The organism is Streptomyces sp. NPDC001406, assembly GCF_042895285.1.
Lineage (GTDB): Bacteria > Actinomycetota > Actinomycetes > Streptomycetales > Streptomycetaceae > Streptomyces.
In genome coordinates, this window is sequence record NZ_JBIAWG010000012.1 from 1 (window position 1) to 21,170 (window position 21,170).

Annotated in this window: 19 protein-coding genes; 6 read left to right on the forward strand and 13 right to left on the reverse strand. The window is 71.6% G+C overall.

Annotation, left to right across the window (positions count from 1 at the left end; genetic code table 11):
- Window positions 1-476: 476 nt before the first annotated feature.
- Window positions 477-689 carry a hypothetical protein gene (locus tag ACFY1J_RS27765; RefSeq protein ID WP_390732175.1) on the reverse strand — a complete coding sequence of 71 codons (213 nt, stop codon included), beginning with the start codon at window positions 687-689 and terminating at the stop codon, window positions 477-479.
- Here ACFY1J_RS27765 and trpS point away from each other — a divergent pair.
- Entirely contained in the window at window positions 683-1,708 is a 1,026-nt protein-coding gene (gene trpS, locus ACFY1J_RS27770) for a tryptophan--tRNA ligase (protein WP_390732176.1), read from the forward strand. The genes ACFY1J_RS27765 and trpS overlap by 7 nt on opposite strands.
- On the opposite strand, the gene ACFY1J_RS27775 is transcribed toward trpS, so the two are convergent.
- On the reverse strand, window positions 1,648-2,649 hold the full coding sequence (locus ACFY1J_RS27775) for a GlxA family transcriptional regulator (RefSeq protein ID WP_390732177.1): 1,002 nt from the start codon (window positions 2,647-2,649) through the stop codon (window positions 1,648-1,650). The two genes, trpS and ACFY1J_RS27775, sit on opposite strands and share 61 nt — an antisense overlap.
- 75 nt (window positions 2,650-2,724) lie before the next feature.
- On the opposite strand from ACFY1J_RS27775, the gene ACFY1J_RS27780 reads away from it, so the two are divergent.
- Window positions 2,725-3,309 (forward strand): cysteine hydrolase family protein, encoded by a 585-nt coding sequence (locus ACFY1J_RS27780; RefSeq protein WP_390732178.1) that lies wholly within the window; start codon window positions 2,725-2,727, stop codon window positions 3,307-3,309.
- 31 nt (window positions 3,310-3,340) lie between these two features.
- Here the strand turns inward: ACFY1J_RS27780 and proC are convergent, their stop codons facing one another.
- From proC to ACFY1J_RS27795, 3 genes are all read right to left on the reverse strand, one after another.
- On the reverse strand, window positions 3,341-4,153 hold the full coding sequence (gene proC / locus ACFY1J_RS27785; protein ID WP_390732179.1) for a pyrroline-5-carboxylate reductase: 813 nt from the start codon (window positions 4,151-4,153) through the stop codon (window positions 3,341-3,343).
- Window positions 4,154-4,452: 299 nt separating this feature from the next.
- Window positions 4,453-5,226: an ABC transporter permease gene (locus ACFY1J_RS27790; RefSeq protein ID WP_390711609.1), complete on the reverse strand. Its 774-nt coding sequence runs from the start codon at window positions 5,224-5,226 to the stop codon at window positions 4,453-4,455.
- Entirely contained in the window at window positions 5,223-6,014 is a 792-nt protein-coding gene (locus tag ACFY1J_RS27795) for an ABC transporter ATP-binding protein (protein ID WP_390711610.1), read from the reverse strand. Before ACFY1J_RS27795 ends, ACFY1J_RS27790 begins: the two co-directional genes overlap by 4 nt.
- A 227-nt stretch (window positions 6,015-6,241) precedes the next feature.
- Between ACFY1J_RS27795 and ACFY1J_RS27800 the strand changes: the two genes are divergently transcribed.
- Window positions 6,242-7,678, forward strand: a complete 1,437-nt coding sequence (locus ACFY1J_RS27800; RefSeq protein ID WP_390711611.1) for a SulP family inorganic anion transporter — start codon at window positions 6,242-6,244, stop codon at window positions 7,676-7,678.
- Window positions 7,679-7,712: 34 nt separating this feature from the next.
- Here ACFY1J_RS27800 and ACFY1J_RS27805 read toward each other — a convergent pair whose 3' ends face one another.
- The 3 genes from ACFY1J_RS27805 to ACFY1J_RS27815 form a co-directional block, all read right to left on the reverse strand.
- On the reverse strand, window positions 7,713-8,921 hold the full coding sequence (locus ACFY1J_RS27805; protein ID WP_390711612.1) for an RNA-guided endonuclease InsQ/TnpB family protein: 1,209 nt from the start codon (window positions 8,919-8,921) through the stop codon (window positions 7,713-7,715).
- An 83-nt stretch (window positions 8,922-9,004) separates the two neighbouring features.
- Entirely contained in the window at window positions 9,005-9,523 is a 519-nt protein-coding gene (locus ACFY1J_RS27810; protein WP_390711613.1) for an EamA/RhaT family transporter, read from the reverse strand.
- 43 nt (window positions 9,524-9,566) lie between these two features.
- Window positions 9,567-9,893: an SH3 domain-containing protein gene (locus ACFY1J_RS27815; protein WP_263211155.1), complete on the reverse strand. Its 327-nt coding sequence runs from the start codon at window positions 9,891-9,893 to the stop codon at window positions 9,567-9,569.
- Window positions 9,894-10,075: 182 nt separating this feature from the next.
- Here ACFY1J_RS27815 and ACFY1J_RS27820 point away from each other — a divergent pair, with 182 nt between their 5' ends.
- Window positions 10,076-12,241, forward strand: a complete 2,166-nt coding sequence (locus ACFY1J_RS27820; protein WP_390732180.1) for a serine/threonine-protein kinase — start codon at window positions 10,076-10,078, stop codon at window positions 12,239-12,241.
- A 55-nt stretch (window positions 12,242-12,296) separates the two neighbouring features.
- Here the strand turns inward: ACFY1J_RS27820 and ilvD are convergent, their stop codons facing one another.
- The 4 genes from ilvD to ACFY1J_RS27840 all read right to left on the reverse strand — a co-directional run bounded on the left by ilvD (window position 12,297) and on the right by ACFY1J_RS27840 (window position 16,882).
- Window positions 12,297-14,150 (reverse strand): dihydroxy-acid dehydratase, encoded by a 1,854-nt coding sequence (ilvD, locus tag ACFY1J_RS27825; protein ID WP_390711615.1) that lies wholly within the window; start codon window positions 14,148-14,150, stop codon window positions 12,297-12,299.
- A gap of 178 nt (window positions 14,151-14,328) precedes the next feature.
- Window positions 14,329-14,955 (reverse strand): TetR family transcriptional regulator, encoded by a 627-nt coding sequence (locus ACFY1J_RS27830; protein WP_390732181.1) that lies wholly within the window; start codon window positions 14,953-14,955, stop codon window positions 14,329-14,331.
- Window positions 14,952-15,782: a sugar phosphate isomerase/epimerase family protein gene (locus ACFY1J_RS27835; RefSeq protein WP_390711617.1), complete on the reverse strand. Its 831-nt coding sequence runs from the start codon at window positions 15,780-15,782 to the stop codon at window positions 14,952-14,954. Before ACFY1J_RS27835 ends, ACFY1J_RS27830 begins: the two co-directional genes overlap by 4 nt.
- Before the next feature lie 167 nt (window positions 15,783-15,949).
- Complete coding sequence (locus ACFY1J_RS27840; protein WP_390711618.1) at window positions 15,950-16,882, reverse strand: Ppx/GppA family phosphatase; 933 nt, start codon at window positions 16,880-16,882, stop codon at window positions 15,950-15,952.
- A 71-nt stretch (window positions 16,883-16,953) separates the two neighbouring features.
- Between ACFY1J_RS27840 and ACFY1J_RS27845 the strand changes: the two genes are divergently transcribed.
- Window positions 16,954-17,802 carry a hypothetical protein gene (locus tag ACFY1J_RS27845; protein ID WP_390711619.1) on the forward strand — a complete coding sequence of 283 codons (849 nt, stop codon included), beginning with the start codon at window positions 16,954-16,956 and terminating at the stop codon, window positions 17,800-17,802.
- A 32-nt stretch (window positions 17,803-17,834) separates the two neighbouring features.
- On the opposite strand, the gene ACFY1J_RS27850 is transcribed toward ACFY1J_RS27845, so the two are convergent.
- Window positions 17,835-19,538, reverse strand: coding sequence for a hypothetical protein (locus ACFY1J_RS27850; protein WP_390732182.1), 1,704 nt, complete (start codon window positions 19,536-19,538; stop codon window positions 17,835-17,837).
- A 199-nt stretch (window positions 19,539-19,737) separates the two neighbouring features.
- Between ACFY1J_RS27850 and radA the strand changes: the two genes are divergently transcribed.
- Window positions 19,738-21,147, forward strand: coding sequence for a DNA repair protein RadA (radA, locus tag ACFY1J_RS27855; RefSeq protein ID WP_390732183.1), 1,410 nt, complete (start codon window positions 19,738-19,740; stop codon window positions 21,145-21,147).
- Window positions 21,148-21,170 lie beyond the last annotated feature (23 nt).

Genomic DNA, 21,170 nt, shown 5'->3' on the forward strand with positions numbered 1-21,170 from the left:
GACTTTTGGCACGCTGTTGAGTTCTCAAGGAACGGACGCTTCCTTTGTACTCACCCTCTCGGGCTTTCCTCCGGGCGCTTCCCTTCGGTCTTGCGCTTCCGACTCTATCAGATCTTTTCTCGACCCGATTTCCTCGGCGCTTTCCAGGTTTCCGCTCTCGCGCTTCCCTTTCCGGCGACTCCGACTCTATCAGATCCTTTCGGGCCTGATTCCCAGTCAGCGGGATTTGCCTTCGCGGCCGTTGGGCCGTTCCGACGAGTGAGACTTTAGCGGATTCCCGGCGCCCGAGCTAATCGGGCCCCGCGCCCTTTCGAACGCGGATTCCTCATTTCGCAAATACGCACGCCAAAGCACTCGGCGACGGATCGCCGATTGATGGTTGGTACCTGCGGAATGGCTGTCCGGGGACCGACCGGAGTCGGTGCTCACGTCGGACAACTCGGAGAACACTACGTATCCGGTTGGGGTGTGTCAACTCACGGCCAGGTGACGCCCCAGGGGCGTACGCTGGTCGACGTGATGACGCGTACGTGCACCCAGCTGTGGTGGGCCGCCTGACGGCGGCCGTACTCACGTATGTACTCAACGGCCGCCGCCTCGGCGGCCGTTCTCGTATCCCCCTCCAGGGCTCCTGAGGGCCGGCCGGCCGGGACGGCGGTCTCGACCAGGAGGTGGAGCAGGGATGACACGGGTATTCAGCGGGATCAAGCCGACCGGGCACCTGACGCTGGGGAACTACCTGGGAGCCATGCGGCAGTGGGCCGCGGTGGACCAGCACCAGGCCGATGCGGTGTTCTGCATCGTCGATCTGCACGGCATGACCGTGGACCACGATCCGGCACGGTTGCGCAGGCTCACTCGTCAGGGGGCGACGCTGTTGCTCGCGGCGGGGCTCGATCCCGAGCTGTGCACCGTGTTCGTACAGAGTCATGTGGACGAACACGCGCGGCTGTCGTACGTGCTGGAGTGCGTGGCGACCGACGGCGAGATGCGGCGGATGATCCAGTACAAGGAGAAGGCCGCGCGGGAGCGGGTCAGGGGCGGGAGTGTGCGGCTGTCCTTGCTGACGTATCCGGTGCTGATGGCGGCGGACATCCTGGCGTACGGGGCGGACGAGGTGCCGGTGGGGGACGACCAGGCGCAGCACGTGGAGCTGGCCCGGGATCTGGCAGTGCGCTTCAACCAGCGGTACGGGCACACGTTCGTGGTGCCGAAGGCGACGCTTCCGCGGGTGGCCGCCCGGGTGATGAACCTTCAGGAGCCGACGTCGAAGATGGGGAAGTCGGACGACTCGGGGCCGGGCATCGTCTATCTGCTCGACGAGCCGGACGTGGTGCGCAAGAAGGTGATGCGGGCCGTGACCGACAGCGGGCGGGAGGTCGTGTACGACCGGGAGGGGCGGCCGGGGGTGACGAATCTGCTGGAGATTCTCGCTGCGTGCACGGGTGGGAACCCTGAGTCACTGGTGGACGTTCATCAGTCGTACGGCGCTTTGAAGAAGGACACCGCGGAGGCGGTGGTCGAGGTTCTCAGGCCCGTGCAGGCCAGGCACAAGGAGTTGTGTGCCGACCCGGGATATGTGGAGGAGGTGCTGCGGCATGGTGCGGAGAAGGCTCGGGCGATGGCGCGGCCGACCGTCGATACCGCCTATCGGGCGATCGGGCTGTTGCCGCCGGTGGCGGAGCCCGCGCTGAACGCGGCCCGGTAGGCGCGCGGGCTGGTGGCGAGGCGCGATGCGAAGTGCTGGCGCATCGTGACCTCGCTGCCGAAGCCGGCGCGGCGGGCGACCTCGGGCATGGGCAGGTCGGTGCGTTCGAGGAGTTTCTGGGCCGCGGCGATGCGCTGGTCCAGGAGCCAGCGCAGCGGTGTCGTGCCGGTGGCGGCCGTGAAGTGGCGGGCGAAGGAGCGCGGCGACATGCCCGCGCGGGCGGCCAGGTCGGCGACCGTGAGCGGTTCGTGGAGGCGGCGCAGGGCGTGTTCCTGTACGGCGGCGAGGGTGTCGGCGTCGCGGTCCGCGCGCGGGGTGGGGTGCTCGATGAACTGTGCCTGGGTGCCGGTGCGGAAGGGGGCGGTGACCATCGAGCGGGCGATGGTGGCGGCCGCCTCGACGCCGTGGGACCGGCGGACGAGGTGGAGGCAGAGGTCGATGCCGGCCGCGGTGCCGGCGGCGGTCCAGATGTTGTCGTCCTCGATGAAGAGGGCGTCGGGGACGACAGCGACACGGGGGTGGTGCGCGCGCAGGAGCTCGACGAGGTTCCAGTGGGTGATGGCTCGGCGGCCGTCGAGCAGGCCTGCCTGGGCGAGGGTGAAGGCGCCGCCGCAGAGGGCGGCGAGGGTGGTGCCGCGGGCGTGGGCGCGGCGGAGGGCGTCGAGGACGGGGGCGGGTGCGGGAGTGAGGTGGTCGTCGAGGCCGGGGACGACGATGAGATCGGCTCGGTTCAGCCAGTTGAGGGTGCGGTCGGCGTGCAGGGCGAAGCCGCCGCGCATGGGGATGGGGGTGGTGCTGTCGGTGGCGACTCTGCGCAGGTCGAAGGCGGGGGCGCCGCGGTCGGTGCGGTCGGTGCCCCAGACCTCGGTGATGACGGAGACGTCGAAGGCGCGGATGCCCGGGAAGGCGACGAGGGCCACGCGGTACGGGGCTGTGGTCACGTGTGGCAGTAAACCATCGATCGCTGTCTTCTGCCCTTCTGGGGCGGGCGGGCCCGCGGCGGCAGGATCGAGGGCATGGAGATCGCAGAGAACGCAGCACTGGTGGTCGTCGACGTTCAGAAGGGCTTCGAGGAGGCCGAGTTCTGGGGGCCGCGCAACAACCCCGGGGCGGACGACAACATCGCCTCGTTGATCGACGAGTGGCAGTCGACGGGGCGGCCGGTCGTCTTCGTGCGGCACGACTCGCCGAAGCCGCAGTCGCCGCTGCGGCCGGGGTACGTGGGCAATGACTTCAAGGACTATGTGGAGCAGCGGCGCGGGAAGGGGGCCGGCAGTGAGCTGCTGATCACGAAGACCGTGAACTCGGCCTTCCTCGGGACGCCGGATCTGGCGGCCTGGCTGGGGGCGCAGGGGATCGCGCAGGTGGTGCTGGCCGGGATCCAGACCAATATGTGCGTGGAGACGACGGCCCGGATGGGCGGCAATCTCGGGTTCGACGTGCTGGTCGCGTACGACGCGACGTACACCTTCGACCTGGCGGGGCCGTTCGGCTGGCGGCGCACCGCGGACGAGCTGGCGCGGGCGTCGGCGGTGTCCGTGCACGGGGGCGGCTTCGCGCGGGTGCTGACCACGAAGGAGATCGTGGACGCGGCGGGCTGAGGTGCCGCCCCTCGTCAGGGACGGTTCCGGGTCAGTCCTTCTTGCCGGAGGCCAGTTCGCGGCTGCGGTCGCGGGCGGCTTCGAGGGCGGCGATGAGGGCGGCTCGTACGCCGTGGTTCTCCAGTTCGCGGATGGCGCTGATGGTGGTGCCCGCGGGTGAGGTGACGTTCTCGCGGAGCTTGACCGGGTGTTCGCCGCTGTCGCGGAGCATCACCGCGGCGCCGATCGCCGACTGGACGATGAGGTCGTGGGCCTTGTCGCGGGGCAGGCCGAGGAGGATGCCGGCGTCGGTCATGGCTTCGACCAGGTAGAAGAAGTAGGCCGGGCCGGAGCCGGAGAGGGCGGTGCAGGCGTCCTGCTGGGACTCGGGGACGCGGAGCGTCTTGCCGACGGCGCCGAAGATCTCCTCGGCGTGGGCGACGTGGTCGGCGGTGGCGTGGCTGCCCGCGGAGATGACGGACATGGCCTCGTCGACAAGGGCGGGGGTGTTCGTCATGACACGGACGACCGGGGTGCCCGCGGCCAGGCGCTCCTCGAAGAAGGAGGTGGGGATGCCCGCGGCTCCGCTGATGACCAGGCGGTCGGTGGGGATGTGCGGGGCGAGTTCGTCGAGGAGGGCGCCCATGTCCTGCGGCTTGACCGTGAGGATCAGGGTGTCGGCGTTCTTGGCGGCCTCGGCGTTGCTGACGGGGGTGACTCCGTAGCGGGTGCGGAGTTCTTCGGCCCGTTCGGGGCGGCGGGCGGTGACCAGGAGGTCGGCGGTGGCCCAGCCGGCTCGGATCATTCCGCTGAGCAGGGCTTCGCCGATCTTGCCGGTGCCGAGGACTGCGACTTTCTGGGTCATGGTGCGGGTGCCCTCCGGGGGTTTGCGTCGTCCGGGTTCATCCTCGCACCGGTGCGGAGGGGTGGGGGTTGGTTGTCCGGTGGGCGGACGTTCGTTGTCGGGTTGCCGTCGAGGGTTCTCGCCCCCGCCGCCCCTACCCGTCCCGTTCCCAGGGGCCGCCGCCCCTTCGACCCCGCCCGGGGGCTGCGCCCCCAGACCCCCGCTTCGGCCTGAACGGCCTCGTCCTCAAGCTCCCCCAAGCCCTACGAGCAGGGGGTACCCCCACGGGCTGGAATGTCACGCCTTCTCGAAGCGAACCGTTACACCGTCCGGCGTCGCAATGTGGCTGCTCCCAGGCCCAGTACCAGTACCGCGCAGCCGGCCACGATCAGGACGTCCCGGATGAAGGTCGTCGTCATGTCCGTGTGGCGCAGGACCTCGTTCATGCCGTCGACGGCGTAGGACATCGGGAGGGCGTCGGAGATGGCCTCCAGGACGGGGTGCATGTTGGAGCGGGGGGTGAACAGGCCGCAGAGCAGGAGTTGGGGGAAGATCACCGCGGGCATGAACTGGACCGCCTGGAATTCCGAGGCCGCGAAGGCGGAGACGAACAGGCCGAGGGCGGTGCCGAGCAGCGCGTCGAGCAGGGCGACCAGGAGCAGCAGCCATGCCGAGCCCGTGACGTCCAGGCCCAGGAACCACACGGCCAGGCCGGTGGCCAGTGCCGACTGGACGATGGCGAGGCCGCCGAAGGCGAGGGCGTAGCCGGCGATGAGGTCGCCCTTGCCGAGGGGCATGGCGAAGAGCCGTTCGAGGGTGCCCGAGGTGCGTTCGCGCAGGGTGGCGATGGACGTGACCAGGAACATCGTGATCAGCGGGAAGATCCCGAGCAGTGATGCGCCGATGTTGTCGAAGATGCGGGGGCTGCCGTCGAAGACATAGCGGAGCAGGAACAGCATCAGGCAGGGGACGAGGATCATCAGCGCGATCGTGCGCGGGTCGTGGCGGAGCTGGCGCAGCACCCGGGTCGCGGTGGCGGTGGTCCGGGAGAGGTTCAGGGCGCTGGTGGGGGCGGGCGCGGTGGTGGTGCTCATCGGGCTGTCTCCTTGGTGCGGCCTGCGGCGACCGCCTCGTCCACCAGGTGCAGGAACGCCCCTTCGACGGTGTCCGCTCCGGTGCGGGTGCGCAGGGCGTCGGGGGTGTCGTCGGCGAGGATCTCGCCCTCGCGCATGAGCAGGAGCCGGTGGCAGCGTTCGGCCTCGTCCATGACGTGGGAGGAGATGAGGAGGGTGGCGCCGCGGGTGGCGGCGATCTCGTGGAAGAGGTTCCACAGGTCGCGGCGCAGGACCGGGTCGAGGCCGACGGTGGGTTCGTCGAGGACCAGGAGTTCGGGGGTGCCGAGCAGGGCCACCGCGAGGGAGACGCGGCTGCGCTGGCCGCCGGAGAGGTTGCCGGCGAGGGCGTCGGCGTGGCTGGTGAGGTCGACGTCGGTGATGACCCGGGTGACGTGCTCGCGGCGGCGTTCGGCGGCGGCGCGGCCGGGGTCGAGGATCGCCGCGAAGTAGGCGAGGTTCTGGCGGACCGTCAGGTCGTCGTAGACGGAGGGGGCCTGGGTGACGTAGCCGATGCGGGTGCGCAGAAAGGGGTCGCCGGCGGGGCGGCCGAGGACCTGGAGGGTGCCCGTGACCTTGGCCTGGGTGCCCACGATCGAGCGCATGAGGGTCGACTTGCCGCATCCCGAGGGGCCCAGCAGGCCGGTGATCTGGCCGCGGGGGACGGTGAAGTCGAGGTCGCGCAGGACGGTGCGGGGGCCACGGACGACCGTGAGGGCGGCGGCCTCGACGGCCGGGGTCTCCGGTGGCCCGGACGAGTAATTCATCATGCGATGAATAGTGCTCGTGGGGCGGGTCGCCGTCAAGTGGGGTGCGTTCGGTGGCACGCAGGCGCTGCAGGGCGGCCGGAGGAGTGCGGTCCGTTCGTGCGCACCCGTCTTCACCAGGTGGGCACACAAATCGGGCGGAACGCCAACTCCCTTTACCGACAATGGCTTTCACTGCCATTCACGCCCTCACGGGCTTCGCGTCCCTCGTCATCGGAGGTACTGCCGTCATGCGCCGTGTCGTAGGCAAGGCCGATCTGTTCTCGTCCCTCGTTGTGTTCCTCGTCGCGCTGCCACTGTGTGTGGGCGTGGCCATGGCCTCCGGTGTCCCGGCCGAACTGGGGCTGGTCACCGGAATAGTGGGTGGGCTGGTCGCCGGGGCGCTGCCGGGCAGCAGCCTGCAGGTGAGCGGCCCGGCGGCGGGGCTGACGGTGTTGGTGTACGAGGTCGTGCAGGAGTACGGGATCGAGGCGCTCGGGGTGCTGGTGCTCGCGGCCGGGCTGGTGCAGATCAGCCTGGGACTGCTGCGGCTCGGGCGGTGGTTCCGGGCGGTGTCGGTAGGGGTCGTGCACGGGATGCTCGCCGGGATCGGGCTGGTGCTGGTGGCCGGGCAGGTCTACGCGCTCGGGGACGCGGCCGCTCCGGCGGGCGGGCTCGCCAAGATCGCCGGGCTGGTGGCGCTGCCCGGGCGGGTGGGACCGGTGGCGTTGTCGGTGGGCGGTGCCACCATTGCCGTACTGCTGCTGTGGCCGCGCTGGCGGCGGGGAGCCCGGCTGGTGCCCGCGCCGCTGGTGGCGGTTGCCGGGGCGACGGCGGTGACCTGGCTGCTCGATCTGGATGTACAGCGCGTCGAGGTGCGCGGTGTGCTGGATGCCGTACGGCTCCCGGAGGCGGCGGACTTCGGCCGGCTGACGGAAGTGGGCGCGCTCGGAACCGTCGTCACCTTCGCGCTGATCGCGTCCGCCGAGTCCCTGTTCAGCGCGGCGGCGGTGGACCGGCTGCACCAAGGGCCGCGCACGGAGTACGACAAGGAGCTGATCGCGCAGGGAGCGGGGAACGCGGTGTGCGGGGTGCTGGGTGCGCTCCCGATGACCGCGGTGATCGTGCGCAGCGCGGCGAACGTGCAGGCGGGGGCCCGCACAAAGGCGTCGCGCGTGCTGCACGGGGCGTGGCTGCTGCTGTTCACGGCGCTGCTGCCCGGTGCGCTCGGGGTGGTTCCGGTGGCGGCGCTGGCCGGGCTGCTGGTGCATGCGGGGTGCCGGCTCGTGCCGGTGCGGGAGCTGCGCGGACTGTGGCGCGGGCATCGGGGAGAGGTGGTGGTGCTCGCGGTGACGGCGATCGTGATCGTCGTCGGGAACCTGTTCGAGGGGGTGCTGGTCGGCCTTGTACTGGCGGTGGCGAAGACCGCGTGGGAGGTCGGCCATGTGCAGGTGGAGAGCGAGGACCGGGGAGAGGCGGGGATCGTCGTGCGGGTGCTGGGCCATGCGACGTTCCTGCGGCTGCCGAAGCTGCTGGACGCGCTGGAGGCGGTGCCGCGCGACCGGGAGGTCCGGCTGGAGCTGGGCGGCCTGCGGTATGTGGACCGGGCGTGCGCGGCGGCCCTGGAGGGGTGGGCCGCCGAGCGGACAGCCCTCGGGTCAGGGTCAGGTGTGGGTGGCCACCATTGACATCCTCGCCGCCCTGAAGGACGGTGATTCCCGCCTACCGCGCCGTTGTCGACTGCGGTGTCGGGTGGGTTCCCGCTTCGCTGCGCGGTGCCGGGACGAGTCCCGGTCTTACCTGCGCTCCACGGGCTGACACGGCCAGTCCGGCCGCCTTGGCGACGTTGACCGCCGCGTTGATGTCCCGGTCCAGGACGGTCCCGCAGGCCCCGCAGGTCCACACGCGGACGTACAGGGGCTTGGGGCCGTCCTTCACACCGCACTGCGAGCACACCTGAGACGTGGGCTCGAAGCGGCCGATCCGGATGAAGGTGCGCCCCCACCGGGCGGCTTTGTACTCCAGCATGCTCACGAACGCCGACCATCCGGCGTCGTGGACGGACTTGGCCAGGCGCGTGCGGGCGAGCCCTTTCACCGCCAGATCCTCCACAGCGACCGCTTGGTTCTCGCGGATCAGCCTCGTGGAGAGCTGGTGATGGAACTCGCGGCGCGCGTCCGCGACACGGGCGTGCGCCCGTGCGACGCGGACCCTGGCCCTGTCCCTGTTCTTGCTGCCCTTCTCCTTGCGCGACAGGGCGCGCTGCGCCTTCTTCAGGCGCTTCTCCGCCCGGCGCAGAAAGCGCGGACTTTCGACCTTCGTCCCGTCGGAGAGGACCGCGAAGTGCCCGAGCCCCAGATCGATGCCTACCTCGGGCCTCACCTTGGGCGGGATCTCCTCCGGGCCGGTCTCCACGACGAAGGACGCGAAGTACCGGCCCGCACTGTCCTTGACCACCGTCACCGTGGACGGGGTGGAGGGCAGGGAGCGGGACCACTTCACCTTGAGGTCGCCGATCTTCGGCAACCGCAGCTTCCCGCCCGAGGTGAGGGACCAGCGGGCGTTCACGGTGAACCGGACGGCCTGCCGGGTGTCCTTGCGCGACTTGAAGCGGGGCGCGCCCATGCGGGGGCGCTTGCCCTTCAGGCCGTCGAAGAAGTTCCGGTACGCCGCGTCCAGGTCCCTCAGGGACTGCTGGAGCACTACCGCCGAGACCTCGCCGAGCCAGGCCCGTTCTGGGGTGTTCTTCGCCTCGGTGATCAGCTGCTTGGACAGGTCGCCGGTCTTCGGGAACGGCAGCCCCTGGCTGCGGGCGGTCTCCCGAGCCCTGAGGGCGTCGTTGTAGACCACCCGCGCACACCCGAACGCTCTCGCCAACGCCATGCGCTGACCGGCACTCGGGTACAGGCGGAAGCTGTACCGAAGCTGCACGCCGATCACGCTACACAGTTGGTTTATGGGTATCGATGAGAACGTTCGTACAGGCCGTCACTGCGTCTTCCGCATGCGGTGGGCTACTTCCTCCGGCGCTTCTTCGAGGGGTTCCCGGTGCGGCGCGAGGAGCGGCGTTCGTACTCCGCGCGCGCCTTCTCGTACTCCTCGCGGTGGAGCTTCTCGCCCGGAGCCTCGGTGAGGGAGCGGAAGAAGTAGGCGAGGAGCGAGCCGATGAAGCCGACGGCCAGGAGCCCGCGCAGGGAGGCCTGACGGTCGGGGTCGAGGCGCTTGCCGAACCCGTCCCAGGTGTTGCGGAAGGCCAGCGCGCTGCAGATCGCGAACATCGCCACGACCAGCACGTTCACAAAGGAGCCGGTGCCGGCGATCTGCAGGCCCTGGTAGGCGAAGCGGAGCACGAACGCGGATGCGACGGCCGCGGCCAGCGAGCCCGCGGCCACCGCGGCACGCCGGCCCGCGTAGCCGCTGTCGTGGTTCACCCAGGACGTGCCGAAGAAGCGCAGGGTCTCGGGGCGGGGCCCGCCGGGGGTTCCGTCGGTGGAGCCCGCGGGGGTGTCCGGGGTGCCGGGTTCGTCGCTCACGGGACGATTATGGCTCCGCGGCCGCCGCGGGCTCCGTACGGGGTCAGCCGCAGCGCGGGGCGACGTAGCCGTCGCTGCCCGTGTTCACATAGGCGTCCGAGACGTACTCGCCGTTGCCGATGTTGTCCCAGATGTTCGTGGTGCCGTAGTAGCCCGACACCGTCGTGCCCGGCGACTGGCAGTAGATCGCGACCTTGGCGCCCTCGGGCAGGACGCGGACGATGCCGTAGCTGGTGCCCGGGCCGCTGCGGACATTGAGCCTGAGGCCCGGGGCGACGGAGTAGTAGCGCAGGGACGCCGTCGCGGCCGCGGTGGCCACGGCCTCCCCGTCGTCGGCTCCCTCGACCTCTTCGACACGGTCAACAGACATGCGATTCCTCCCCCGTTGGCCCCATGACTGTCATGGGGTCCCGTTCATTCCCCTCTTGCGTGTCACGAAACGCTCTTGTGCAACACGCACGCGGAGGCTAGCAAGCCGCCTCTGACTCGTACGAATCATCGACTAGGCTCCGTGCGTCGCGCGCGCGGACGAACAGCACGGGGGGTGGTCCCATGGCGCCACAGCGCAACACCGGAGCGGGCGCGGAAGCGGAACTTCCCGAGTACGCCGGTCACTACCGTCTGGAGTCATGCCTCGGCTCGGGCGGCATGGGCGTGGTGCACCTGGCCCGGAGCACCTCCGGGCTGAAACTCGCGGTGAAGGTCGTACACGCCCAGTTCGCCAGGGATCGCGAGTTCAGGGGCCGTTTCCGGCAGGAGGTGGCCGCGGCCCGCAAGGTGAGCGGTGCCTTCACCGCGCCCGTGGTCGACGCCGACCCGGAGGCCGAACGGCCCTGGATGGCCACGCTGTTCATCCCCGGCCCCACCCTGTCCGATCACGTCAAGCGGAACGGCCCGATGCCCGCCGCGCAACTGCGCCGGCTGATGGCCGGGCTCGCGGAGGCGCTGCGCGACATCCACCGGGTCGGGGTCGTGCACCGGGACCTGAAGCCCAGCAACGTGCTGCTCGCCGAGGACGGGCCGAAGGTCATCGACTTCGGCATCTCCCGGCCCAAGGACAGCGAACTACGCACCGAGACCGGCAAGTTGATCGGCACTCCGCCCTTCATGGCGCCGGAGCAGTTCCGCCGGCCGCGCGAGGTCGGGCCGGCCGCCGACATCTTCGCGCTCGGGTCGGTGCTGGTGCACGCGGCGACCGGGCGCGGGCCGTTCGACTCCGACAGCCCGTACATCGTCGCCTACCAGGTCGTGCACGACGAGCCCGACCTGACCGGGGTGCCGGAGAGTCTCGCGCCGCTGGTCATGCGCTGTCTCGCCAAGGAGCCGGAGGACAGGCCGACTCCGGACGAGCTCATGCGCGAGTTGCGGTCGGTGGCCGCGTCGTACGACACCCAGGCGTTCATACCCACTCAGCGCACGACGGACGGACCTGCTCCGGAGCCCCCTGCCGGGTCGGCCGAGCCGGCCGGGCACGCCGAGGAGAGCGGGGAAACCGCGGCGGCCGAGGAAGCGAAGAAAGCCGCGGAAGCCGAACGGCCGTCCAGGCGTCGCGCGGGCCGGAAGGCGGCGCTGGGCATCGGCGCGCTCGGACTCGCCGTGGCCGCCGTGCTGGCCTCGGTCCAGGCGCTCGGCGGCAGCGACCCCACCCCGCAGAGCACGAGTCCCCGTACCGGCGCGGCCGCCTTCAGCGCGTGGCACACCAAGCCGGCGCCCGAGGCGGCGGGGATGCCGCACTGTGCGTACGGCGCGAAGAAGCTGCTCTGTGCGCAGCCCGGCGTGATCTTCGCGCTCTCCCCCATCGACGGGAAGCTGCTGTGGCGGCACTCGGTGGCCACGAGGACGACCAGCGGCCCCCCGGTCCTGGCGGCCGGTCTGATCCAGCCCTACACCGACGGCGGCTCGCGTCTGGCGGCGCTGGACCCCGCCACCGGCAAGGAGGTCTGGAAGCGGCGTCTGCCGGCGTCCACGACGGTGCGCTACGTGGGCGGCACGGCCCTGCTCACGGCTGCCGACGGGACGGTCACGGGGCTGGACGCCGCGTCGGGCACCACCACGTGGAGCGGCCGGATCGCGGGCCAGAGCCGCCCGGTGTTCGTCTCGTTCCCCGGTGACCCGCTGGCGTACGCGACGAGCACGTCCGCCGACGGGTCGGGCACGCGGGTGACGGCCGTGGATCCGCTGACGGGTGACGTGCGGTGGGATGCCCGGCTGAAGGGGACGCTGACGCCCTTCGGCGCCGAGGACGGCTCGCTCTTCTTCCTCTCCGTCGACCCTGTCTACGGAGAGACATCGGCGGTCGTCCGCTACTCCCCCGGCTCCGGGGCGGCGCGTCGTGTGGCACTGCCCGTCGCGGCGCCGGGCGCCCATGCCACCGTGCGGGGAGACGTGGTCTATCTGCTGGCCACCGGCGGCTCCCTGGAGGCCGTGGACATGGCGGCGGGCAAGTCGCTGTGGCATCTGGAGACCTCGGTGACCCGCGGCTCGGTGCCGGTCACCGACGGCGAGCACGTCTTCTTCACCGCGGGCGACGGGCGGCTGCTCGCCGTCGACGCCCGCAAGGGCAGACTCGTCGGGCAGACCCCGGCGCGGCTGGGCGCGAACTCGGGGCAGGTCACGGCAGCGCTGCCCGCCCCCGTGATCAAGAACGGGCGCGTCTGCGCCACCGCCCCCGACGGCACCGTCTTCGCTCTGGACGCGCGAGACCCCTCGGCCTGGTGACATGCGAAGGGGCCGCCCCCGAGGAGGGAGGCGGCCCCTTGCGGCGGCCGGAGTGTCAGCCCAGCTTGGTCACGTCACGGACGGCGCCCTTGTCCGCGCTGGTCGCCATCGCCGCGTAGGCGCGCAGCGCGGCCGAGACCTTGCGGTCGCGGTTCTTCGGTGCGTACGCCCCGCCCAGGGCCTGCTCGCGGCGGGCCAGCTCGGCCTCGTCGACCAGGAGCTCGATCGTGCGGGCCGGGATGTCGATGCGGATGCGGTCGCCGTCCTCGACCAGGGCGATCGTGCCGCCCGAGGCCGCCTCGGGGGACGCGTGGCCGATGGAGAGACCGGAGGTGCCGCCGGAGAAGCGGCCGTCGGTGATCAGGGCGCAGGTCTTGCCCAGGCCGCGGCCCTTGAGGAAGGACGTCGGGTAGAGCATCTCCTGCATACCCGGGCCGCCCTTCGGGCCCTCGTAGCGGATGACCACCACGTCGCCGTCGGTGACCTGCTTGTTGAGGATCTTCTCGACGGCCTCCTCCTGCGACTCGCAGACCACCGCCGGACCCTCGAAGGTCCAGATCGACTCGTCGACGCCCGCCGTCTTCACCACGCAGCCGTCGACGGCCAGGTTTCCCTTGAGGACGGCCAGGCCGCCGTCCTTGGAGTACGCGTGCTCGGCCGAGCGGATGCAGCCGCCCTCGGCGTCGTCGTCCAGCGCCTCCCAGCGCTCGGACTGGGAGAAGGCCTCGGCGGAGCGGACGCAGCCGGGGGCCGCGTGCCACAGTTCCACGGCCTCGGGGGACGGGGAGCCGCCGCGCACGTCCCAGGTCTTCAGCCAGTCCGCGAGGGACGGGCTGTGGACCGCGTGCACGTCCTCGTTGAGCAGGCCCGCGCGGTGCAGCTCGCCGAGCAGGGCGGGGATGCCGCCGGCCCGGTGCACGTCCTCCATGTAGTACGTGCGGTTCTTGGCGACGTTCGGGGCGACTTTCGCCAGGCAGGGCACCCGGCGCGAGACCGCGTCGATCTGCTCCAGGCCGAAGGGCACGCCCGCCTCCTGGGCCGCCGCCAGCAGATGCAGGATCGTGTTGGTGGAGCCGCCCATCGCGATGTCGAGGGCCATGGCGTTCTCGAAGGCCGCGAAGGTGGCGACGTTGAGCGGGAGGACCGTCTCGTCGTCCTGCTCGTAGTAGCGGCGGGTGATGTCCATGACGGTGCGGGCCGCGTCGACGTACAGCCGCTTGCGGGCCGTGTGGGTGGCGAGGACCGAGCCGTTGCCGGGCAGGGACAGGCCGATCGCCTCGGTGAGGCAGTTCATCGAGTTGGCGGTGAACATGCCGGAGCAGCTGCCGCAGGTCGGGCAGGCGTTCTCCTCGATACGGACAATGTCCTCGTCCGAGATCTTGTCGTTGACGGCGTCGGAGATCGCGTCGACCAGGTCGAGGGTGCGGACCGTGCCGTCGACGAGCGTGGCGCGGCCGGACTCCATGGGTCCGCCGGAGACGAAGACCGTCGGGATGTTCAGGCGCAGGGCCGCCAGCAGCATGCCCGGGGTGATCTTGTCGCAGTTGGAGATGCAGATCAGGGCGTCGGCGCAGTGTGCCTCGACCATGTACTCGACCGAGTCCGCGATCAGGTCGCGGGAGGGCAGGGAGTACAGCATGCCGCCGTGGCCCATCGCGATGCCGTCGTCCACCGCGATCGTGTTGAACTCGCGGGGGATGCCGCCCGCCTCGGTGATCGCCTCGCTGACGATCCGGCCGACCGGCTGGAGGTGGGTGTGCCCCGGCACGAACTCCGTGAAGCTGTTGGCGACCGCGATGATCGGCTTCCGGCCGATGTCCGCACCGGGTACACCGGAGGCGCGCATAAGGGCGCGGGCGCCCGCCATGTTGCGGCCGTGGGTGACTGTGCGGGACCTCAGCTCGGGCATCGCGCTCGCTCCTTCAGAGACTGCGATCAGAGAGACTTCTGATTGCCAACGAGCGTACGCCGGTCATCCAGGGTTCGGGACGAGGTGTCCGGAATGCGGGATGCGCGTCTCGGGGGTCCGACGGGTCGGACGGGTTCGAGGGGTCCGAGGGGGCTGACGGGTCCGACTCGTCCGGCGGTCAGAGAGCCGTGAGATGTCCCTGGACCACGGGTGCCACCCGCGCCACGATCTGCTCCAGGTCCGCCGAGGCCAGCGGCTCCACCTTGATCACGTACCGCAGCATCGCGCACCCCACCAGCTGGGCCGCCGCCAGCTCGGCGCGCAGCTCGGCGTCGGGCAGCTTCAGCTGGGAGGCGATGCGGCGCAGCAGCTGGGAGGCGACCAGGTGGCGGAAGACGGCGGCCGCGGTCTCGTTGTTGACCGCGGAGCGGACGATCGCCAGCAGGGGCGCACGGGTGGTGGGGTTCTCCCAGACGCCGAAGACGAAGCGGGTGAGCCGCTCGCCGACCTCGTCGAGGGGGCCGTCGGCGACCGCGTTCGGCGCGTTGAGCGCGGGCGCGAAGGCGACCTCGATGGCCGCCTCGAACATCTGCTCCTTGGTGCCGAAGTAGTGGTGGACCAGCGCGGAGTCGACACCGGCGGCCTTGGCGATACCGCGTACCGAGGTCTTCTCGTAGCCGCGCTCGGAGAACTCCTCGCGGGCCGCGGCCAGGATGCGGTCGCGGGTGTCGGCGGACTCGGTGCGCGGGGGACGGCCGCGGCGCCGGGAGTTCGCCTGGGTGCGGCGCGGGGTGAGGCCGGTCATCGTCGGGGCACCTTCGCCGCGGAGGCCAGGTGCAGGCGCGTGTACGCCAGGGCCTCGGCCAGGTCGGCCTCGCGTTCGGCGCTGGACATGGCGCGCCGGGTGTTGACCTCGATGACGACATGGCCGTCGAAGCCGGTGAGCGCGAGCCGCTCCAGCAACTCGGCGCAGGGCTGGCTGCCGCGCCCGGGCACCAGGTGCTCGTCCTTCGCCGACCCGTTGCCGTCGGCGAGGTGGACATGGCCCAGACGGTCGCCCATACGGTCGATCATCCGCAGGGCGTCCGTGCGGGCCGTCGCCGTGTGGCTGAGGTCGATCGTGAAGTGGCGGTAGTCGTCGTTGGTCACGTCCCAGTCGGGGGCGTACGCCAGCATCTCGCGGTCGCGGTAGCGCCACGGGTACATGTTCTCGACGGCGAACCGTACGTCCGTCTCGTTCGCCATCCGCCAGATCCCGGCGACGAAGTCCCGGGCGTACTGCCGCTGCCAGCGGAACGGCGGGTGGACGACGACCGTACTGGCGTCGAGCTTCTCGGCGGCCGCCCGGGCGCGCTGGAGCTTGACCCAGGGGTCCGTGGACCAGACGCGCTGGGTGATCAGCAGGCAGGGGGCGTGGACGGCGAGGATCGGGATGCGGTGGTAGTCGCTGAGCCGGCGCAGCGCCTCGATGTCCTGGCTGACCGGGTCGGTCCACACCATGACCTCGACCCCGTCGTACCCGAGGCGTGCGGCGATCTCGAAGGCCGTCGCCGTCGACTCCGGATAGACGGAGGCCGTCGACAGGGCGACCTTCGCATCCGGGATGCGGACAACGTCCCTTGGTTCTGCCACGGAGACAGATTACGGGGTGAGGTTGACGCGGCGCGGGGTGCCCGTTGGCCGTTGTGGGCTTTGCCATAACCGCGGGCGGGCCGCCAGCGGCCGGTCGTGTCCGTGCGGCGGCGCCTGGGACGTCACCGCCCCGCGCCCCTTCGGGGGCGCGGTTGCCGGCGTCGGTTTCAGGCCGGGCCCATGTGGTCGAGCCGTCGCAGGATCACGCCCTCCCGCAGCGCCCAGGGGCAGATCTCCAGGTTCTCCACCCCGAACAGGTCCATCGCCCCCTCGGCCACCAGCGCCCCCGCCAGCAGCTGGCCGGAGCGGCCCTCGGAGACGCCGGGCAGTTCCGTGCGCTGCGCGGTGGTCATGCCGGCCAGGCGGGGCACCCAGGCCTCCAGGGACTCCCGCTTGAGCTCACGCTGGATGTAGAGGCCGTCGGCGGTGCGGGCGGCGCCGGCGATACGGGCCAGCTGCTTGAAGGTCTTGGAGGTCGCGACCACGTGGTCGGGGGAGCCGAAGCGGCTGAACTCTCCCACCGTGCGTGCGATCTCGGCCCGTACATGACGGCGCAGTGTCCTTATCGCCTCGGTGCCGGGCGGGTCGCCGGGCAGCCAGGACGCGGTCAGCCGGCCGGCGCCGAGCGGCAGCGAGACCGCGGCGTCCGGCTCCTCGTCGATGCCGTACGCGATCTCCAGGGAGCCGCCGCCGATGTCCAGGACGAGCAGCTTTCCGGCCGACCAGCCGAACCAGCGGCGGGCGGCGAGGAAGGTGAGCCGGGCCTCCTCGGCGCCGGTGAGGACCTGCAGCTCGACGCCCGTCTCGGCCTGCACGCGCTCCAGGACCTCGTCGGCGTTGCTGGCCTCGCGCACGGCGGAGGTGGCGAACGGCAGCAGCTCCTCGACACCCTTGTCCTCGGCCGCCTGGAGTGCCTCGTGGACGACACCGATCAGTTTCTCGACCCCGTCGAGGCCGATGGCCCCGTCCCCGTCGAGGAGTTGGGCCAGCCGCAACTCCGCCTTGTGCGAGTGCGCGGGCAGCGGGCGCGCGCCTGGGTGCGCATCCACCACCAGCAGATGCACCGTATTAGATCCCACGTCGAGGACACCGAGTCTCATGTACGAAACGCTACTGCCACCTGGGCGCTCGGCCGTCCCCGGAGCCGTCTCGGGCGACTTACCCTGGACGGGTGCCAAAGACGAAAAAGGCGAAGGACCGCAAGACCGCCAAATCCGCCGGCGATTCTTCTCGGGTGACGCCACCGAGGAAGCCGGAGAAGGGCCTCGCGGCCGACGAGAAGGGGCTCGACTTCGCACGCGCATGGGTGGAATTCCCGGATCCGGCGGACGACGAGCAGGTCTTCCGGTGCGATCTGACATGGCTGACCTCTCGCTGGAACTGCATCTTCGGCAGCGGCTGCCAGGGCATCCAGGCGGGCCGCGCGGACGACGGGTGCTGCACGCTGGGCGCGCACTTCTCGGACGAGGACGACGAGAAGCGGGTCGCCGAGCACGTGGCCCGGCTCACCCCGGACGTCTGGCAGCACCACGACGAGGGCGTGAAGCACGGCTGGGTCTCGGAGGACGACGAGGGCTCCCGCCAGACGCGCCCCTACAAGGGCTCGTGCATCTTCCAGAACCGCCCCGGGTTCGCGGGCGGCGCGGGGTGTTCGCTGCACATCCTGGCGCTCAAGGAGGGCCGCGAGCCGCTGGAGACCAAGCCGGACGTCTGCTGGCAGCTGCCGATCCGGCGGACCTTCGACTGGATCGACCGTCCCGACGAGACGCGTGTCCTGCAGGTCTCCATCGGTGAGTACGACCGCCGGGGCTGGGGTCCGGGCGGCCATGACCTGCACTGGTGGTGCACGTCGGCGACGTCGGCGCACGGCGCGGGCGACCCGGTGTACGTCTCCTACCGGGCCGAGCTGACCGAGCTGATGGGCAAGGCCGGCTACGACCGGCTGGTCGAGCTGTGCGAGGAGCGGCTGGCGTCCGGGCTGCCGCTGCTGGCACCGCACCCGGCGGACCCGACGGCCTGACCGGCTGCCGGTCGCCGCTCGGGCGCCCCCGATCACGGGTTCTGGCCGCCCGAGGGGGCCGGCGCGCCACTGTCGGTCGGCGGTGGGGTCGAGCCACCGGAGGGGGTCGGGGACGGGTCGGTCGGTGTCGGGGTCGGGTCGGGTGACGGCGGGTCGCTGGGCGAGGGGTCGGTGGGGGCCGAGGTCGTGGGCGACGGGTCCGGGGCGGAGGTCGGGGGCGGGCCCGACGGGTTCGTGGGGCCGGTGGGCGCGGTGCCGTAGCCGTCGATCGAGACGACGGCGCCCGCCGGTGACACCGCCACCTGGGCGCTCCAGCGGCCGGACGGCTCGCGCAGATGGTCGACGTACACCTTGATCGTCAACGACTCGCCGGGCCGGAGGGTTCCCGAGGACCGGCTGAGATAGAGCCAGCGGGCCGGGGTGGCGGCGGACCAGCGGACCGGCGAGGGACCGGAGGCGGTGAGCGTGATCAGGGTGGTGTCGCCGCTGTTGCCCGCCGACACGGCGAGCTGCCCGGCCCCCTTCTTCCCGGCCCCGGAGACGCTGATCACCTGCACGGAGACGTCGGACTTCCCGTTCCTGCCCACGTGGGCGCCGGGTCCGGGGTTCGCGTTGCCCGCGTTCTCGTAGTCGCCGGCCGGGTGGCCGCCCAGGCTGTCGGGTCCGTGTGCCTCGCTGGCGGTGGCCGTGTTGCTCTCCGGGTCGTCCCCGGCCGGGGAGCCGCGGTAGGCGGCCCACAGGGCGATCACGGGGGCGGCGACGACGGTGGCGACGACGGTCGTCGTGACGGCACGCGCGCGTAGCCGGTCGCGGCGGGCGGCACGGTCCTTCGGGTCCATCGGGAAACCGCGCCGGTCGAAACGCGGAAGCGCCGCGCCCCGCGCGCGCGGGTGGCGCGCCGGCGCGCCGTTCAGGGCGGCGCGGGGCGCCTCCAGGACGGGCAGCTCGGCGGGCGTGACGCTGGCGCCGGGCCAGCGGCCCGGGACCGCGCGTTCGGCGGTCCGGCGGCAGCGCGGGCAGTCGTCGACGTGCCGGATCAGCTCACGCCGTACGGCCGTGCTGAGGACGAGCTGCTCGTCACCGGTGAGGAGGGCCACGCCGGGACAGCCGCCGGTCTCGACGACGGCGAGGGCCGCGCGGGTGCGCTCCACCTCGCAGGCGGCGGAGGCCAGCAGCTCGCGGGCGACGGTGCGGTCCATGCCGAGGACTGCGGCGACCTCGTGGGCGGCGAGGTGGTGCCGGACGGCGAGTTCGAGCGCCTCGCGCTGCTCCGGGGTGGTCCCGGCGGCCTCCGGCCAGGCGAGCAGCGCGAGTTCGCGCCGCCGCTGCTCCTGGACCTCCTCGGACGCGGGCGGGTCGGCGGGCTGCGGGCCTTGCCGCTGGGCTCCGGCGCGGCCCGCCGCGTGCGTGCCCTGACGTTTCTGCTTGGCCTCGGCCAGCTTGCGCAGGCACGCCCAGCGGGCCAGCGCGTACAGCCAGGCCCGGCGGTCCGCCTCGTCCGGGACGCGCTGCCCGCGCCGCTCGGCCAGCGCGACGACGTCACCGAGCGCGGCGGTCGCCGTGTCGTGGTCGCACAGCACCGACAGGCAGTAGGTGAACAGACCGTCCAGATACGGCTCGTAGCGCGCCGGCGTCCGGTGCGCCAGCGTGCGCGCCGCGGCACGGTCACGCGCCTCCCGGTGCGCCCGGTGCGCGCCGGTGGTGCGGGTCGAGGTCTCCGGGCTGCTGCTCATCACCTGTGCGACCGTAGGCGGCGGTGGATGGCCCCTTCTTCCCACTTGAGCACTTTTAATCCGTACGGGTGAAACGATCCCTCATAAGGGGACAGGAACCCCTCATTCCGCGGCTCGTTCACGACCGTGAGTGGCCGGTCCGGTCCCGTACCCGTCCGGTGGCCGGTGCCGCGCTGTCAGTGCAGGCGGCTACGGTTTCCGCATGGCTGCCCGTACCAAGACCACCAAGGACCGCCCGTCCTACCGCTGCACGGAGTGCGGCTGGCAGACGGCCAAGTGGCTCGGCCGGTGCCCCGAGTGCCAGGCCTGGGGGACGGTCGAGGAGTACGGCGCGCCCGCGGTGCGGACCACGACGCCGGGGCGCGTCACCACGTCCGCGCTCCCCATCGGGCAGGTCGACGGACGCCAGGCCACCGCCCGCCCGACCGGTGTGCCCGAGCTGGACCGGGTGCTCGGCGGCGGACTCGTGCCCGGCGCGGTGGTGCTGCTGGCGGGCGAGCCCGGCGTGGGCAAGTCGACGCTCCTGCTCGACGTGGCGGCCAAGTCCGCGAGCGACGAGCACCGCACGCTCTATGTGACCGGCGAGGAGTCGGCGAGCCAGGTGCGGCTGCGCGCCGACCGCATCAAGGCCATCGACGACCACCTGTATCTCGCGGCCGAGACCGATCTGGCGGCCGTCCTCGGCCACTTGGACGCGGTGAAGCCGTCCCTGCTCATCCTCGACTCCGTGCAGACGATCGCCTCGCCGGAGATCGACGGGGCGCCCGGCGGCATGGCCCAGGTGCGGGAGGTGGCGGGGGCGCTGATCCGCGCCTCGAAGGAGAGGGGCATGTCCACGCTCCTTGTGGGCCATGTCACCAAGGACGGGGCCATCGCCGGACCCCGCCTGCTCGAACACCTCGTGGACGTCGTGCTGCACTTCGAGGGCGACCGCCACGCGCGCCTCCGCCTCGTGCGGGGCGTCAAGAACCGGTACGGCGCCACGGACGAGGTCGGCTGCTTCGAACTGCACGACGAGGGCATCACCGGCCTCGCCGACCCAAGCGGACTCTTCCTCACCCGCCGTGACGAACCCGTCCCCGGCACCTGCCTGACGGTGACCCTGGAGGGCCGCCGCCCACTGGTGGCGGAGGTCCAGGCGCTGACCGTCGACTCCCAGATCCCCTCCCCCCGCCGCACCACCTCCGGCCTGGAGACCTCCCGCGTCTCGATGATGCTCGCCGTGCTGGAGCAGCGGGGCAGGATCAGCGCGCTCGGCAAGCGGGACATCTACTCGGCGACGGTGGGCGGGGTGAAGCTCTCGGAGCCCGCCGCGGACCTCGCCATCGCCCTGGCCCTCGCCTCCGCGGCCAGCGACACCCCGCTGCCGAAGAACCTCGTCGCCATCGGCGAGGTCGGCCTCGCGGGCGAGGTCAGACGGGTCACCGGCGTGCAGCGCAGGCTCGCGGAGGCCCACCGTCTGGGCTTCACGCACGCGCTCGTGCCGGGCGATCCGGGCAAGATCCCTCTCGGTATGAAGGTCCTGGAAGTCGCCGACATAGGGGACGCGCTCAGGGTCCTTCCCCGCTCCCGTCGCCGAGAGGCCCCACGGGAGGCGGAGGACCGCCGGTAGACTTTGCCCTGGTCTCGCCCGTC